We start from the raw sequence: 14,086 nt of genomic DNA on the forward strand, positions 1-14,086 counted from the left end.
AAACCCACCGCCAACGAAAGGGGCAAAGGGGCGATCGCTGTCAAAATTGTCTGTTGAGTCGCAGCAGCTGCCACAGACAATACAACGGTCAACCCAGTTGCCCCCCATTCTAGGGGGTGTAGACCCCTGAAAGATGGCCTGGCATGGGAGTTCAAATGACAGTCTTCCATAAACGGTGCCTCCCTGAGGATAAAAGACAAAAAATGAAGTGGTTGGTTAGGCATCCGACGTATTGGCGAGATATTGCCCCACCTGCACTTGGGTATCTTTCAACTGCATAATCATGGTGCGGGTAATCAGCTTGCCCGCCTCCACCAAGACGCGGCCATCGAGGGGGTGCAAAATATCCTGCTCAGCCCGCCGCCCAATCAAAGACTCAAGATCCTCAACGGCATTGACATACATCCCTGAGGGTAACTCCACCACTACCCCCGGCCCCAGTACCCGTGCCTGGCAAGCCAAGCGAGAGGTGGCATTCGCCGTTGTAATCACCTCAAGGGTACGTTGCTCCCGCTTATTGATAGGCGAGAGACTTTCCATCCCCTCCTTGATATAGACATGGCAGGTGGCACACAGTCCACGCCCGCCACACTCCTTGAGCACATGGAGTTCAGAGTCCAATAGCGCAGACAGCAAATTGTCATTGGTGTTAATCGTGGTTTCCCGCGAGATGGGTTCAAGCTTGACAACTTTGGCCACTGCTCTGTTCTCCTTTCAATGATCCATAGAGAGTTACTTTTGAATCATACTTAAGTGGCCTGAGCGCGACAGAGCCGCTCCATAATCGTGTCATGATCCTGTCCCTCTTGCAGCCAAGCCTTGGCCGGCTCGACCCGCTCCCGCAAGCCCAAGACAAAAAGGTTATTCGCTGCCCCTAGGGTTTCACAGGCCGTTTGGACACACTGGAGATCGCGCCCCGTCAATTGGCTAAAGAAAGATTCTAAAATCCCCGCTTCCGCAGCACATTGGGGCTGACCCGTATTTTTAGGAGCCGCCGCCGCAAAGGGAGAATCCCAGGTTTTCACCACCAAAAAGCCCTGCTGGTAAAAGCCCACATCCAGATCAATGGTGCCCCAGCCGTGGGTTTTCCAACATTCCTTGAGACATTGGAGAAACTCCACCATTTCCATTTCCGCAAGGGGACGGCGATAGTACTCGCTGACCTCTTCCACAAAGCGGCGATAAAAGTTTTTACCCCACCAGCGACCACAGTTAAACAGCACCACCCCGGTGGCCTGCCCTACTTCTTGATCCAGACCTGCATAGATGGCTTGGAGCAAAATATCCGGTAGCGCAATCAGGCGAGCACCTTTGCGGTTTTCAATGAGACCTGTTTCAAAATCCCCCTGAACGTAGGCATCAGCCGCATAGTAATTGCCGGGGATGAGCGGTTCTTTGACCAAATCAGCAACGGAAATCATAGGACATCCTCATTCGTAGGCGTGACAAGTCGTTTCCAGAGATGGAAGACCACGGCTTAGGATTGAACAGAGACCACCGCTGGCACGCCCACAAGGGTGGCTTGGGCATGATCCAAAAGCGGCAAAATCAAGTCCTGCTCGGAGTCAGTGAGCATTTCCTTCAGACGGGCACTGAGAAGCTCGTGGCAACTGCGCCATAGGGTTTGGGTTTGGTGGGCATTAACCACTTCTGTGAGCCACTCAAGGAGCCGATGCTGCAAAAACTCGGGGTTATTCAGGAGCATTGCCATGGCGGCATAGCGCAGCAGGGCGATCGCTTGACGCAATACTTGCTCAAGGGTTTGGGGATTTTGGGTGGGATATTGCTTTTGCAGGGCGTCGGCCACGGGTTGAAAGATTTCAATTTCATGATCTCGCAGAAATTCATAGGTGCTCAACCGCTGCCGCAGTGACTCGATGTGGTGGCGGAAGACTTTGATGTCCACATTGCTGAGGTAGTTTTCTTCAGCTTTGTAGTAAAGGTTCATTAATTCGGTGTGCATAGGGGTCTCCTAAAACAGGTTTGATAAGTCTGAGAGGGTGACTTCGGGTTCTACGGGCATAGGGGGTAGGGGTTCCGCTTTGCTCACTTGAGCAATCGCCGGTTGGCCTGCCCAAGGAAGATGGGCACAGAAATCTTTGACGGATAGGCGCCAGAGGGATAGGCTCGGCTCAAGGGCAATGGCTTGATCCGAACGGCCTTCCCAATTAAGCTGGCGGAAGAAGGTTTCTACAGACCATGCCGCCCATGGGGTAGCAGGGGGAGCAAGCGGAGAAGCTGCTATTTCCTCCTCTGCGGCTGGAGACGGTGGGGGCAAGAGGACGCCGATCCCTTCCCAGTTGATGCGACCAAAGAAGTCTTTGACGCGGTAGCTAGGCCATTCCGTAGAACCGGTGGGGGCGATCGCCCCTTTGACCTCAAGACCAAGCCAGTTGACTTGCTGCCAGAATTCCCCAACTTTCAGGGATTGCCAATTGAGCACCCCCGCTTCCGCTACCGGTGGCTGGCGCACCAAGCCCAACCAGTTCAGTTCCTCAAAAAATTTAGCAACGGCTTGCTGTTCCCAGTTACCGTTTAGGCTTTTCATAGACCAGTTCTCCACTGCGGAGCCGTTTTTCAATATCCTTGGCGGAGGCTCCTTCGTTTTGCCAGAAGGCAGCGGCATCAATACGATCCTGCTTACCGAGAAGGAATTTGCAGTAGGTTTCTCCCATAGCGTAGCACTGGATTTCAATACAACTGAGTTCTTTTTGAATGAGACCACTAAAGAAACCGGCAAAGAGTCCGGCGTAGAGGTGGCACACGGGTCGTCCCACATCCCCTAAAGTGCGCGCCACCACAGAGTCAAAGATGTTGATGAACATAAAACCATGTTTTTGGTCACTGAGATCGACTTCCCAGTTACCCCAGCCTTGGGTGGTGCAGGGCCACCACCAAGCTTCAAGGACGTAGGGGAGCCGCATTTGCCTGATCCCCTGCTCATAGCCATACTCGGTGGGAAACCACTCTTGGAAAAAGCGGGCATCGCGCCGTCCCCATTCCTCGCCAATTCTGTACATGACGACGCTGGCGGCAGGTCCTACTTCCTCTTCAAGACCTTCAATAAGGCCAATGATGAAATCTTCGGTCACCAAGAGGTTGCGGGCATTGTTCCAATCGGTGTAGGTACCGCGATCGCTATCGAATTGAAAGAAGTCCCAAAAAGCATAGTGATGGTGGCGTTTCGGGTATTTTTTGCGGAGGAGATGGTTCACACCGTAGCGATTGCCAGTAGTGGCTTGGGGTCGGGCACTAGTCATGGTCATAGGGCGACTCCATCAAGTAGCATCAAGGATGTCGGCAAAGACAATTTGAACCTCAAAAAAGCATAGGAGTGTATCGTTTAGAAAAAATGAATTGCATAAAAAAACAGGTGAGAACTGAACTTTTTGCCGCCACAGTATCACTGCTTAAATCATGACGCATCTTCCTCCAAGGCGGCAAAGATTCTTAACCGAATTTAGTAATTCTGTTACTACCCTTAACCTTAAGTCTAAGGTTTCTCCTAGGGGGTTACCCTTGAAACTTTTTCCGTGGAAATACGGATTTCTGCGGCTGGATGTAGTCTAAAATGCAAAAATTTACTTTCCTATGACGCAGGCAACTCAAACACTCACGTTTCAACAAAAAATTTATTGGCTGGTGAAGCAAATTCCCGTAGGACGTGTCGCCACCTATGGCCAAATTGCTGCCCTTTGTGGTTGGCCGCGTCATGCGCGCTACGTGGGCTATGCTCTCTATCAAGTAGCACCGAATTCTGACATTCCTTGGCATCGGGTGGTCAATGCCCAAGGCAAAATTTCCTACGCCCCCCAACGCCATGGGACGGATGAATTGCAGCGCTGGCGCCTAGAAGCAGAGGGGATTATTTTTGAGGGGGGCGATCGCATTAACCTGAGGCGCTACCGGTGGCAGCCGTCAGCAACCCTCTGGCAACTGTTATCTCCTCAAGAGGAAATCACGGGAACCAGTATTGTGAGTCCGCGCTTGTTACCATAACTCTTATTGCTGCGCCTGTAATCCGCTATGACTGTTGCCTATTTTGACTGCCCCGCCGGTGTAGCCGGAGATATGTGCCTTGGGGCCTTACTTGACCTAGGGGTTCCCTTAGACTATTTACAAAGCCAATTGGCAAAATTAGGGATTGCCGATGAGTTTGAGTTGACCATGGAAACGGTGCAACGCAAGGGACAACGGGGACTAAAGGCGGAGGTGCATCTGCGCGATCGCCCCTCCTCCCACCATCGCCACTGGCCAGAGATTGCCGACCAAATTCGCGCCGCCCACCTCCCCGATCGTGCCCGCGACTGGAGCCTCAAAGTTTTTGAAGCCTTGGCCATTGCTGAGGGAGCTGTGCACGGCATTGAGCCAGAAAAAGTGCATTTCCATGAAGTGGGAGCCGTGGATGCCCTTGTGGATATTGTCGGCACCTGTTTGGGGTTGGATTATCTCGATGTTAGCTCCATTTACTGCTCGGCTCTGCCCACTGGGGGCGGAACAGTCAAAACCGCCCATGGTCAGCTACCGGTTCCCGTCCCCGCCGTCTTGCAACTGTGCCAAATGTACCGAGTTCCCCTCTACAGCAACGGCATTGCAAAAGAACTGGTCACGCCCACAGGAGCCGCCCTGGTCTGTGCCCTGAGTAAAGAATTTGGAGCGCCGCCGGCAATGACCCTACAGCGGGTTGGCTTGGGTGCCGGCAGCCGAGAGCTGCCCCTGCCAAACTTGCTGCGTCTTTGGTTGGGAACGCTGCCGAACTCAGCAGAAACAACAACAGCAAAAACCATTGTCGAACTGCAAACTCAACTGGATGATATGACGCCCCAAGCCCTCAGCTATACCCTCGAACAACTCTATGCCGTTGGTGCCGTTGAGGTTTTTTATCAACCCATTACGATGAAAAAGTCCCGCTTGGGGGTTTTGCTCACGGTGCTATGTCCCCCCAGTGCTGAGGCCGCCTGTGTACAGACCCTCTTTCGGGAAACAACCACACTGGGGCTACGGCGGCAGGTGCAAGAGCGCTATATCCTTGAGCGGGAAATCAAAACCATTGCCACGCCGTTTGGCAAGGTGCGGGTGAAAGTGGCTGCACACCAAGGGCAGCGGCTCAATGTCCAGCCCGAATACGAAGACTGTGCCGCCCTTGCCCGTCAGCACCAGTGTCCCTGGCAGGTGGTCTATCAGGAAGCCCTAGCAGCAGCGCAGCAGCAGTGGCCCCTAGGCTAGCTTGGGTTTAATAAAGACAATGGCCTGCTTCCAAATAATCGTGGGTTGATCATAGTGATCCACAACACAAAGACAATTGGCATCTTGCCAGCGTACTTTACCAATGACCAGATCACTAGTGCTGAGCTTGACTTCAACCTCGGTGCTATCTTTAATGAAGGTTTGCAACTGGCGAATGCTAGGCAGTGCCGTATTGAATTCGTCGGTCATGGATTTCCCTCTTGTACCTTTTCAATTCTATGCGCCTCTCTTTTCAGAAGTATCAAGGGTTAGGGAACGATTTCCTGCTCATTGACAATCGCCATCAGGAAGAGTTACTCCTCACTCCTGAGGATGCTCAGCGCTGGTGCGATCGCCACTTTGGCGTGGGTGCCGATGGCGTCATTTTTTTGCTGGCGGGCACAGGGGATACCGACTACCGCATGCGGATGTACAATGCCGATGGCTCAGTGGCCGAAATGTGCGGCAATGGCATCCGCTGTCTGGCCAAGTTTATTTTTGCCCTTGAGGGACGCGCCCGCGGGGAAGTTGTGCGCTATCGTATTGACACCCTTGCCGGTTTGATGGTGCCAGAGGTACAAGCGGATGGTCAGGTAAGGGTGGATATGGGCAAACCGCAGCTTTTGGCGCAGCAGATTCCCACCACCTTGGCAGCCGCCGATCAAAAGGTGATTGAGGTGCCCCTAACGGTGGGCGATCGCCAGTGGTTGGTGACGTGTGTGAGTATGGGCAATCCCCACTGTGTCACGTTTGTTGAAGATGTTGCTGCGGTTGATCTGCCAACGATTGGGCCGCAGTTTGAACATCATCCCGCTTTTCCCCAGCGCACCAATACTGAATTTGTGCAAGTTTTGGGGAGCGATCGCCTGCGGATGCGCGTCTGGGAGCGGGGAGCCGGTATGACTCTCGCCTGTGGAACAGGTGCCTGTGCCACCCTTGTCGCCGCTGTTTTGACTAATCGCCTGAGTCCTGCAGGGAATCAAGCCCAAGCAACCATTGAACTGCCGGGGGGGGATCTCCATATCTGCTGGGATTTGCCTAGCCAACATCTGTATATGACCGGGCCTGCCCTCGCAGTCTTTAGCGGTACCTTGCCCTAGGTGAGCTATGACCCGTCGGCGACAACTGTGGTATTATCCTCTTTTTCAGATTCCCCTCATTCTCCTTATTGGCTGTGTCCTACTGGCGCTGCTGTTCTCGCTGTTGAATTGGGGACGCCCCAGTGTCGCCGTTGTTCTCTCCCTTGATCTCAGCGGCAGTACGTTTGGCAATAACCCATTGCAATTTAATCAACCGCAAACGGTAATGGCGCAACAGGTCATGGCGGCTAAGCTCTACTTGCAGCGCAATCAACGGGATCTCACCAACCCCAACGCAGTCATGATCCACGGCTTTGGCCGCAATGTCGTGTTTCTCACGCCCCGCTTTGAAACCAATAGTGAGCTCCTGCTCACCCAACTGGATCAAGCCCTTAATCGCAGTGACTTGCTCGCCCAAGTGGATCCCACGGAAACCAATCTTTCAGGGGCGATCGCCATGGCCACCCAACAACTTCAGCAAATTCCCAATCGCTGCCGCGAACTGCTCCTCATTACCGATGGTAAAGCCCCAGTAGATGCCGGTGTGGTTGCCAGTGCCCGCCAACAACGAGTAAAAATCAATGCCATTGTGGTCGGTGATCATGCTCCCCAACTGGCTGCCGCTACTCAAGCCACCGGTGGGCAATACCGCTCTGCCCCCGTAGCCATTCTCGAAGAACTGGTGGGTCAAACCTTTTTTGAGGGCTTCAACAGCAATGCCCGCTGGCCAATCTTTTGGGGTGGCATGGCTGTCATATGTTTCATGTGGCTCCTGGTGCTGCCCCTAGATCGCTGGATTTTACAGGGGTGGTTACATCTGCCCATGAATTTGGCAGGTCAAATAGCCTTGCTCAATGCCTTTTTCTGGACAGTGGCAATCCCTATCATTCTCTGGCGATTTCCGGGCTGGCCTTTTGTACAGACCTGTTGAGGAGTAACCATGAAGCGTAGGTGGTGGGTCTGGGTGTGCGTTGTTGCCTTGGGACTAATACTGGGGGGTACTCAAGGGAATTGGGAGTCCTTGGCAATCACAGCAAACCTCACGCGCCAGAATATCCAACTGCCACCGGCAGTGCGCTATCCGCTGCCCCCTTCCTTGGCTCAGATTCCCGCCACAGGGGAGGATTATTTTGATGAAGTTCAACCCGTAGAGGTGGGCTATTTACTCTGGAGCGAGTTCCCGATCACTGTTGCCATTGAACCGCCACAGTGGGATCCAAACCATGTCTGGCAAAGAGCAGCAGAGCAGGCGGTACGAGAGTGGGCGGCCTATTTACCCTTAGAAATTGTTGATTCCAGTTTGCCGGCCAATATCCGTCTCCTCTCGCAGCGACCCACGGCGCAAAACCACCACCGTGCCCGCTTTGCGGAAACCAGCTACCACCTCTTTGTAGATGCCCAAGGGGTGCTGCGCCATCGCTGCCGCATCGTGGTGCGTCCCAGCCAAGCTCCTAAGTTTGTCCTTGCGGCACTGCGCCATGAACTGGGTCATGCCCTTGGGATTTGGGGACATAGCCCTTTGCCGACTGATGCCCTCTATTTTGCCCAAGTGGCCGATCCGCCGCCAATTTCGCAGCGAGACGTGAATACCCTGCGGCGGGTCTATGAGCAGCCGACCCGCTTGGGACAGCGCTTACCGGAGTGGCAGCCCCATGGATGAGTCTTTGCCCCTGTGGGGCATCCTATTGACGCTGACGGCGCTGGGACTGTGGCTAGAGCATCGCTTTCGCTGGGCGGCACACTTGGGATCTTCACTGATCATTTTGATTTTGACGGCTATTTGTGCCAATTTGGGTGTTATTCCCCAGCAATCCCCAGTTTATGACATAATCCACGAGACGCTCACCGCCTTGGCGATCGTCTGGCTTCTGCTGTTAGTGAATTTACAAGATGTGTGGTGCGTGGGGCAATCGGCGCTGTTGGCCTTTGGCATTGCCAGCTTTGGAACCTTGGTGGGCGCTCTTCTTGCGGGCGTGCTGTTCCACAGTCAGTTTCTTGGGGATACCCCCCGCTTGGCGGGAAGTTTGGCGGCCAGTTATATTGGCGGTAGCATCAACTTTGTGGGTGTCGGGCAGGCTCTCAACCTGCCGGGCTTGCTTTTTAGTGCGGCCACAGCAGCGGATAATCTCCTCACGGCCATTTGGCTGGCCACCACACTGAGTCTGCCCTCACTGCTAGGGCGTGTTTATCCACAACGGGGCGAGGGGGAAGCAGTTACAGCTATACCTCTGCCCACCACTTCAGCGATCGCGCCTTTGGATTTAGCCATTCTCCTCAGCTTGGCCGTAGCTATCTTGGTACTGTCAAGGGCGCTGCATCAACTTTGGCCGTTGATTCCCCCGCTGGTCTGGCTTACCACCCTCAGCTTGGCGTTAGCGCAATTTAAGTGGACGCGCTATCTGCGGGGCACGGGCGCTTTGGGAATGTTTGGCCTGAATCTTTTTTTTACGGTGATTGGTGCCGGTACCCATGTGCCCTCCTTGATGTCGGTGGGGCTGGAAATGATTCTTTTTACCACCGTCATCGTTTTTACCCACGGTCTTGTGACATTTAGTCTGGGGGCACTCTTGAAGTTGGATGTGGAACTGGTTGCCCTTGCTTCCCAAGCAGCCGTCGGCGGACCAACTACAGCCCTTGCCCAGGCAATCGGTCGGCATCAGCCCCAGTTAATGGGGGTAGGGGTCACCTTGGGACTAGTGGGCTACGCGATCGCCAACTATCTGGGACTGGCGCTTGCCCAAGCTCTTAGCTGGATTGGCCTAGGGTAGGCTGACTAGGACGAACAAACTTACTTCCAAGCGAGTCAACAGGGTCTGCAGGTGTTGCCGTGCCACCCTTGGTTCAATAGGTTCAAGCGTGAGAGGGTCGAGGGGGGCCAAGCGTTGATAGCGATCGCACAACGCTGGAAAGGCCAAGGGCTGATCAAATAGGGACAGCAGTGTCCCCAGCCCAAGCGAATCCACATAGGTGGGTGCCGGGCTAGAGAAGGACATAAATGTGCCGAAATCCACAATCAAGCGGTCATTCAGGTACTCCAGCCATTTTTCCTTGATGGTTTCCGTCCGCAGCTGCGGATGCAGATAAACCGTACTTTGATCCCACTGCTCCTCAGACCATTCTCCTAAGTCGGGTACGGTGGCACGGGGCTGCGGACTACACCAAAAATCCAAGAGGCGATGCACTGGATGCAGCAGCTCATACATCTCCAACTGCACCGACTGCGGCACATCGGGTAAGCTCAGCGCCAAAAAGGTGGGCAGATTGTCTGGGTCTTTGAAGAGATCCACCAGATTCCAGTGGCGCCAGTTAACCATGGAAATAAATTCCAGACCGGCTGCTTCTAGGTATTGAAAGAGTTGGGGAATCGTGCTGCCTTTGTCTCCCACCAGTAAATGGTTAGCTAGGAGGGTTTCGTTGCTCTCCTCCTGTTCGTAGCGGGGGTTCCAGGCGCGGGCTTTGAGATCCACCCCATCCTTGAGTTCTTTCATAATCTCGCGGACGATATCCATTTCCATTTCTTCGGGATTGTCGTCCATCAAGCCCATCAACTTAAAGAGATTTTGGGCCCGAAAGTATGGGAAGCGTTGCAGGGCACTGTGGAGATTGGCTCGCAGAATGCCATCGGGTTTGAGCACACTCTTAAGGGCTTGAAGACCTTCCACGGGATCCGGCAATAGATACAACACTTCATCGCAATTGATGTAGTCAAACTGCTCCCCCCAGTCGGGCAACTCTAAAATAGAGCGAACTTCAAAGTAAACGTTGTCAATGCCGTGAAACTTTAAGCGCTCAGTTGCCAATTTAATGGATTCAGGGGACAGGTCAATACCGACAATTTCCGCGCCGGGGTTGGCGATCGCTAGCACCAATGACTTGTAGCCGGTGCCACAACCGGCATCGAGAATCCGCCTTCCCCTCGTTTCAGGAACGCGATGGTCGCGCCGATAAAAGGCCGTAACTAAATCGTGGACAAAAAGAGTATTGGCGTCTTCCTTGGGAGTCTTCTCAACGGGAATCCGTGGATAGGGGCCATAGTCAAACTGGCGGCGAATTTTCTCCAGATCATCGGTAGCAGCCATTCCTCTCTCCCAAGCGCTTATTTCTTTGTCAAGTTGATACTACAGGATAATGACGCTGGGGATAATTACCTAGAAAGTTTTAACGCGCTCTGGGGAGTTTCAATCGCTCGGCAAAGGCAGGAGGAGACCGGCCATAAACCGCAGTACCAGACGCTTGAGCGGCAAAACAGTGCGCAATAGCCACAGCCCCCAGCGTCGCACCACCACCAAAGGCCACCATGCATTAGAAAAGAGCCGATTAAGCATATCGGTGAACCCAAGGGTCAAGGCATTTTGCCACCAGCGTTGGCGGTGAAATTGCATCAAGGAAGAGCGATCGCCCAGTCTCTCAGAAGGAGTGGCGAGAATCTGTTGCGCCAGTGCCCAGACATCCCGCAGACCCAAGTTTAGCCCCTGCCCTCCCACCGGATGACAGCGGTGAGCCGCATCACCAATGACAACAAAGCGATCGCCCACATAGGAATTGACCTGCATCAGTTGCGTCGGGAAAATAAAGCGATCGCTCACAGCGGTAATCTCGGCCATCTGCGGGTCAAGATAGGGCTGAAGTTTCGCTACAAAGGCACGATCGTCGAGGGCGGCAACCGCTTCCGCCTGTTCGTGGGGTAGCGTCCAAACCACCCGATAGCGATTCCCCACCAGGGGCAGCACTCCCATTGGCCCTGTGGGCCAAAAGCGTTCATAGGCGATCACAGGTTGGGGATGGGCAACATGGAGGGTAGCAACCACACAGGACTGGCGATATTTCCATCCCTTGGGTTCAATGCCCATTTGCTGCCGCAGGGGGGACTTGCCACCCTCTGCCGCAACCACTAAACGCGCTGCCAAGTAAGCCACCTTGGGTTTGGCAGAGTCACCAGAGATCAGGGTCAACTCAGCGCGATCGCCCTTCACCTCGTTGGTCACGACCTGCCACGGGCAGTAGAGTGTGACATTCCTGGCAGACTGTAAAATGCCCTGGAGGGTCTCGGCAATTACCGCATGTTCACCTACATAACCCACGGCCTCTGTGCCCAAATCTTCTGGATGAAAGTAAACCCGCAAGGGATACTCCCCATCGGAGAGTTGCACCAGCTCAAAGGGCTGCACCTGGGGTAGCAGCTTATCCCACACCCCTATCCACTCAAAGAAGTAACGGGACACTTGGTGCAGGGCATAAGCTTGGCCTTTCGTGTTTTCCCGCGCGTAGGGAGTTGCCTCAATGAGGGCGATCGCTAGACCGCTGTGGCGCAGAGCACAGGCCAAACTCAAACCCACAATCCCTGCCCCCACAATGGCCACATCCACCGCTGGCAATTCTTGAGGGGAACAGACCAACGACTGGTCTGAAGGGGCAAAGGCCGAGGTCATCACCATTTTGATTTGGAAACAAAAAACATTTGCTTTTTTATTCTAAAGAATCCAGCGGATTGCAGGAAAGGTAGCCTAATGGCAGACTAAGGGCAGAGCATTGATTGCATGGCTATTGCTATGAACCCAGAGGCTGAGATTCATCGTCTGCTTGATCTAATGCCGGCGTCGGCACGGATGCGCTGTAAACTGATTTCCCGTCCGCACCAAAGTCAGGTGCTGCGCTATCAGCCTGCTCTTCCCTGGGGCGATCGCCCGATTGAAATTAACTTTCGCCTGTGGCAGCATCTCGATACCCCAGAGCGCGATCTGTTACTGCTGCGGGCAGTGGCGTGGTTTAACACCACCGCTTTGCTCAAACTTGACCTCTACCAAGGACTCACGGTGGTAGGCTTGCTAGGTACAGTTTTGCAAGTTGTCCAAGCAGACCCCGTAGGCATTTTGGTGGCGGGGGGGCTAACCACCTTTGCCGGGCTTCAAGTATGGCAAAATACGCGGGGCATTCCCGTGGAAGTGGCAGCGGATCGCCAAGCCCTGCAATTGGCTCAACGGCGCGGCTACAGTGAACAAGAGGCTGCCAAAGCCCTCCTTTCAGGCATTGCTCAGGTGGCAGAGTTGGAGCGCCGTCCTGTCCTCGATGTCACCGAACTGATTCGCTGCCAAAACCTGCGCCAGTTGGCGGGTGAGTCTGAGGTTAAAGTCCCGGTTTAGGGCGCTTGCAGACTTTGCCAGTACAAAAAGGCCGCCTGCAGAAGACCAATTAAAAAACCAAGAATGCCCCCCAAGCGGACAATGGCTTGCAACTCACTGCGGACAATCCCCTGAATCGCCAGTTCCAGATTTTCTGGCGAGGTGGCCTTGACCCGATCCACAATTACCCGATCCAAATCCAAAATGGGGATGGCACGCTCAATGATTACCTCCATATCCCGTTCAAGATAGCGATCGAGCACCAGGGCCAACTCATCGCTGACCACTTCCAAGGAAGCATTCAGACTCGCTGAATCCCGCAGTCGCCGCAAAATACTGAGGGAAATGGTTTCCCACTCCACTGTTTGACTGATAGTTTCAATGACACTAAAGCCCTGTTCTTGAATATAACTGCGCACCGTCTGCCGAAATAGTTGCCGTAGCTCCCGCACCGTACCGAGGGGCAAACTTTGCAGGGTGATATTTTGCAAGGCTTCCACCAAGCGTTGCCGCAGTGCCAATGCCGTAATTAATTCACTAAGACGACGGTTACAGGCTTCGCGTTCATTGAGACAATACTCCCGCAGACGAATCAAAGTACTGCGCACACCCACAAGATGAGCCACTATCCAGTAGGTGCCGCTGGTGTTTTCGCGCAGTTCTTGATCGAGGACATTAATCGTGCGATCGGTGAGAAAGTCAATGATCGCCAGTCGCAGGCGATCGGGGGGCAACATGACCGACAGTAGCCAATCCGCTAGTTTCTCCGCCTGCTCATCATTCAGTTGCAGCTCCACCAACACCTGATCAAATAGGTGATTGAGTTGTGGCTCCAAAAAATCTTCCCGCCGCGACCACACTTTAATTAAACGGGGCAGGGCACTGCCAAAAAAATCCCGCAAAATATTTGCCAAAACTTGCGCCGATCGCTGTTCACCTTGAGCCTGAATTTGGCTGAGGCTTGTTTGGAGGAGCCAATGGATGACTGCCTTCACCCGTTCCACTTGCAACAGACGCCGCGCTAAGCTTTGCAATTCCTCTGGCGTCAGCAGAGAACCCAGAATGGCATCAGCAATGCGACGAGCCAGCCGCTCTTGATTGCGGGGAATGAGACCGGGGGTAAAGGGGAGTTGCCTGCCCCCTACATAAATTGGCCTGTAGGGGCGAAAGAGCATTGTAATCGCCAAATCATTTGTAAAATAGCCGATGACGCCCCCTGCCAGCGGTGGTACAAGCAATGTCCAATAGTCAATATTGGCCAATCCTGATTGATTCCTTAAACACTTTTCTTTTGAAGAATTTTACAGGCGGCGAATCGCCTCAATCAGAACTTCCGGTGGCTGAACCCCCTCCCAGCGCTGAACTTCACGGCCACGATGGAAGAGGATCAAAGTGGGCAGGGCACGCACGCGGTACTGACTTGACAGCTGAGGATAGCGCTCAGAGTCAATTTTGACGACCTCAACGCCCGATTTCAAGACTTGTTTAACTTGCTCCAAAATCGGTGCCATCATGCGGCACGGACCACACCAGTCAGCATAAAAGTCAACGAGGAGGGGCTTATCTGTAGTGGCGAGGAGCTCGCTGAAGCTACTAAATTGACGTGTCGTCGCCATAGGAAATTCCGATCATGATTCTATCCTTATCATAGACACGGCAAAG

17 protein-coding genes are annotated in these 14,086 nt (G+C 53.7%); 7 read left to right on the plus strand and 10 right to left on the minus strand.

Translation table 11 applies throughout. The features are described 5' to 3' along the window. Window positions 1-216: 216 nt before the first annotated feature. The 5 genes from Q0683_RS09415 to Q0683_RS09435 are packed head-to-tail and all read right to left on the minus strand — an operon-like array spanning window position 217 to window position 3,266. Complete coding sequence (locus Q0683_RS09415; protein WP_298615866.1) at window positions 217-699, minus strand: 2Fe-2S iron-sulfur cluster-binding protein; 483 nt, start codon at window positions 697-699, stop codon at window positions 217-219. A 50-nt stretch (window positions 700-749) separates the two neighbouring features. Next, a complete protein-coding gene (locus Q0683_RS09420) occupies window positions 750-1,421 on the minus strand; it encodes a V4R domain-containing protein (protein ID WP_298615868.1) in 672 nt (223 codons plus the stop codon). Between the two features lie 56 nt (window positions 1,422-1,477). Continuing rightward, window positions 1,478-1,963, minus strand: coding sequence for a phycobilisome protein (locus Q0683_RS09425; RefSeq protein ID WP_298977423.1), 486 nt, complete (start codon window positions 1,961-1,963; stop codon window positions 1,478-1,480). A 9-nt stretch (window positions 1,964-1,972) separates the two neighbouring features. Further along, window positions 1,973-2,548 (minus strand): hypothetical protein, encoded by a 576-nt coding sequence (locus tag Q0683_RS09430; RefSeq protein WP_298977425.1) that lies wholly within the window; start codon window positions 2,546-2,548, stop codon window positions 1,973-1,975. Then, the gene (locus tag Q0683_RS09435; protein WP_298977427.1) at window positions 2,529-3,266 is read right to left on the minus strand and encodes a V4R domain-containing protein; all 738 of its coding nucleotides are present in this window, start codon (window positions 3,264-3,266) and stop codon (window positions 2,529-2,531) included. Before Q0683_RS09435 ends, Q0683_RS09430 begins: the two co-directional genes overlap by 20 nt. 325 nt (window positions 3,267-3,591) lie before the next feature. On the opposite strand from Q0683_RS09435, the gene Q0683_RS09440 reads away from it, so the two are divergent. Continuing rightward, complete coding sequence (locus Q0683_RS09440) at window positions 3,592-3,999, plus strand: MGMT family protein (RefSeq protein ID WP_298977429.1); 408 nt, start codon at window positions 3,592-3,594, stop codon at window positions 3,997-3,999. A gap of 27 nt (window positions 4,000-4,026) precedes the next feature. Then, window positions 4,027-5,226, plus strand: a complete 1,200-nt coding sequence (larC, locus tag Q0683_RS09445; RefSeq protein WP_298977431.1) for a nickel pincer cofactor biosynthesis protein LarC — start codon at window positions 4,027-4,029, stop codon at window positions 5,224-5,226. Here the strand turns inward: larC and Q0683_RS09450 are convergent. Then, window positions 5,218-5,436, minus strand: a complete 219-nt coding sequence (locus Q0683_RS09450) for an Hfq-related RNA-binding protein (protein WP_298615880.1) — start codon at window positions 5,434-5,436, stop codon at window positions 5,218-5,220. The genes larC and Q0683_RS09450 overlap by 9 nt on opposite strands. A gap of 29 nt (window positions 5,437-5,465) precedes the next feature. Between Q0683_RS09450 and dapF the strand changes: the two genes are divergently transcribed. Genes dapF through Q0683_RS09470 form a run of 4 tightly spaced genes read left to right on the plus strand, consistent with a single transcriptional unit; the run spans window position 5,466 to window position 9,073 of the window. Then, entirely contained in the window at window positions 5,466-6,326 is an 861-nt protein-coding gene (gene dapF / locus Q0683_RS09455) for a diaminopimelate epimerase (protein ID WP_298615883.1), read from the plus strand. 7 nt (window positions 6,327-6,333) lie between these two features. Continuing rightward, on the plus strand, window positions 6,334-7,236 hold the full coding sequence (locus Q0683_RS09460; protein ID WP_298977434.1) for a vWA domain-containing protein: 903 nt from the start codon (window positions 6,334-6,336) through the stop codon (window positions 7,234-7,236). Window positions 7,237-7,245: 9 nt separating this feature from the next. Further along, window positions 7,246-7,965, plus strand: coding sequence for a peptidase (locus Q0683_RS09465; protein WP_298615889.1), 720 nt, complete (start codon window positions 7,246-7,248; stop codon window positions 7,963-7,965). After that, the gene (locus Q0683_RS09470; protein WP_298977436.1) at window positions 7,958-9,073 is read left to right on the plus strand and encodes a DUF819 domain-containing protein; all 1,116 of its coding nucleotides are present in this window, start codon (window positions 7,958-7,960) and stop codon (window positions 9,071-9,073) included. The genes Q0683_RS09465 and Q0683_RS09470 overlap by 8 nt, the downstream gene beginning before the upstream one ends. Here the strand turns inward: Q0683_RS09470 and Q0683_RS09475 are convergent. Both Q0683_RS09475 and Q0683_RS09480 read right to left on the minus strand, forming a co-directional pair. After that, window positions 9,065-10,384, minus strand: coding sequence for a class I SAM-dependent methyltransferase (locus Q0683_RS09475; RefSeq protein ID WP_298977438.1), 1,320 nt, complete (start codon window positions 10,382-10,384; stop codon window positions 9,065-9,067). The two genes, Q0683_RS09470 and Q0683_RS09475, sit on opposite strands and share 9 nt — an antisense overlap. Window positions 10,385-10,483: 99 nt before the next feature. Further along, window positions 10,484-11,734: an FAD-dependent hydroxylase gene (locus tag Q0683_RS09480; RefSeq protein ID WP_298977440.1), complete on the minus strand. Its 1,251-nt coding sequence runs from the start codon at window positions 11,732-11,734 to the stop codon at window positions 10,484-10,486. 108 nt (window positions 11,735-11,842) lie between these two features. Between Q0683_RS09480 and Q0683_RS09485 the strand changes: the two genes are divergently transcribed. Then, on the plus strand, window positions 11,843-12,445 hold the full coding sequence (locus Q0683_RS09485; RefSeq protein WP_298615900.1) for a DUF3318 domain-containing protein: 603 nt from the start codon (window positions 11,843-11,845) through the stop codon (window positions 12,443-12,445). Here Q0683_RS09485 and Q0683_RS09490 read toward each other — a convergent pair. Both Q0683_RS09490 and trxA read right to left on the minus strand, forming a co-directional pair. Then, on the minus strand, window positions 12,442-13,686 hold the full coding sequence (locus Q0683_RS09490; RefSeq protein WP_298615902.1) for a DUF445 domain-containing protein: 1,245 nt from the start codon (window positions 13,684-13,686) through the stop codon (window positions 12,442-12,444). The genes Q0683_RS09485 and Q0683_RS09490 overlap by 4 nt on opposite strands. A gap of 39 nt (window positions 13,687-13,725) precedes the next feature. Further along, window positions 13,726-14,040 carry a thioredoxin gene (gene trxA, locus Q0683_RS09495; protein WP_298615904.1) on the minus strand — a complete coding sequence of 105 codons (315 nt, stop codon included), beginning with the start codon at window positions 14,038-14,040 and terminating at the stop codon, window positions 13,726-13,728. Between the last annotated feature and the right edge of the window lie 46 nt (window positions 14,041-14,086).

The sequence above is a fragment of the uncultured Thermosynechococcus sp. genome (genome assembly GCF_938074695.1).
GTDB lineage: Bacteria > Cyanobacteriota > Cyanobacteriia > Thermosynechococcales > Thermosynechococcaceae > Thermosynechococcus.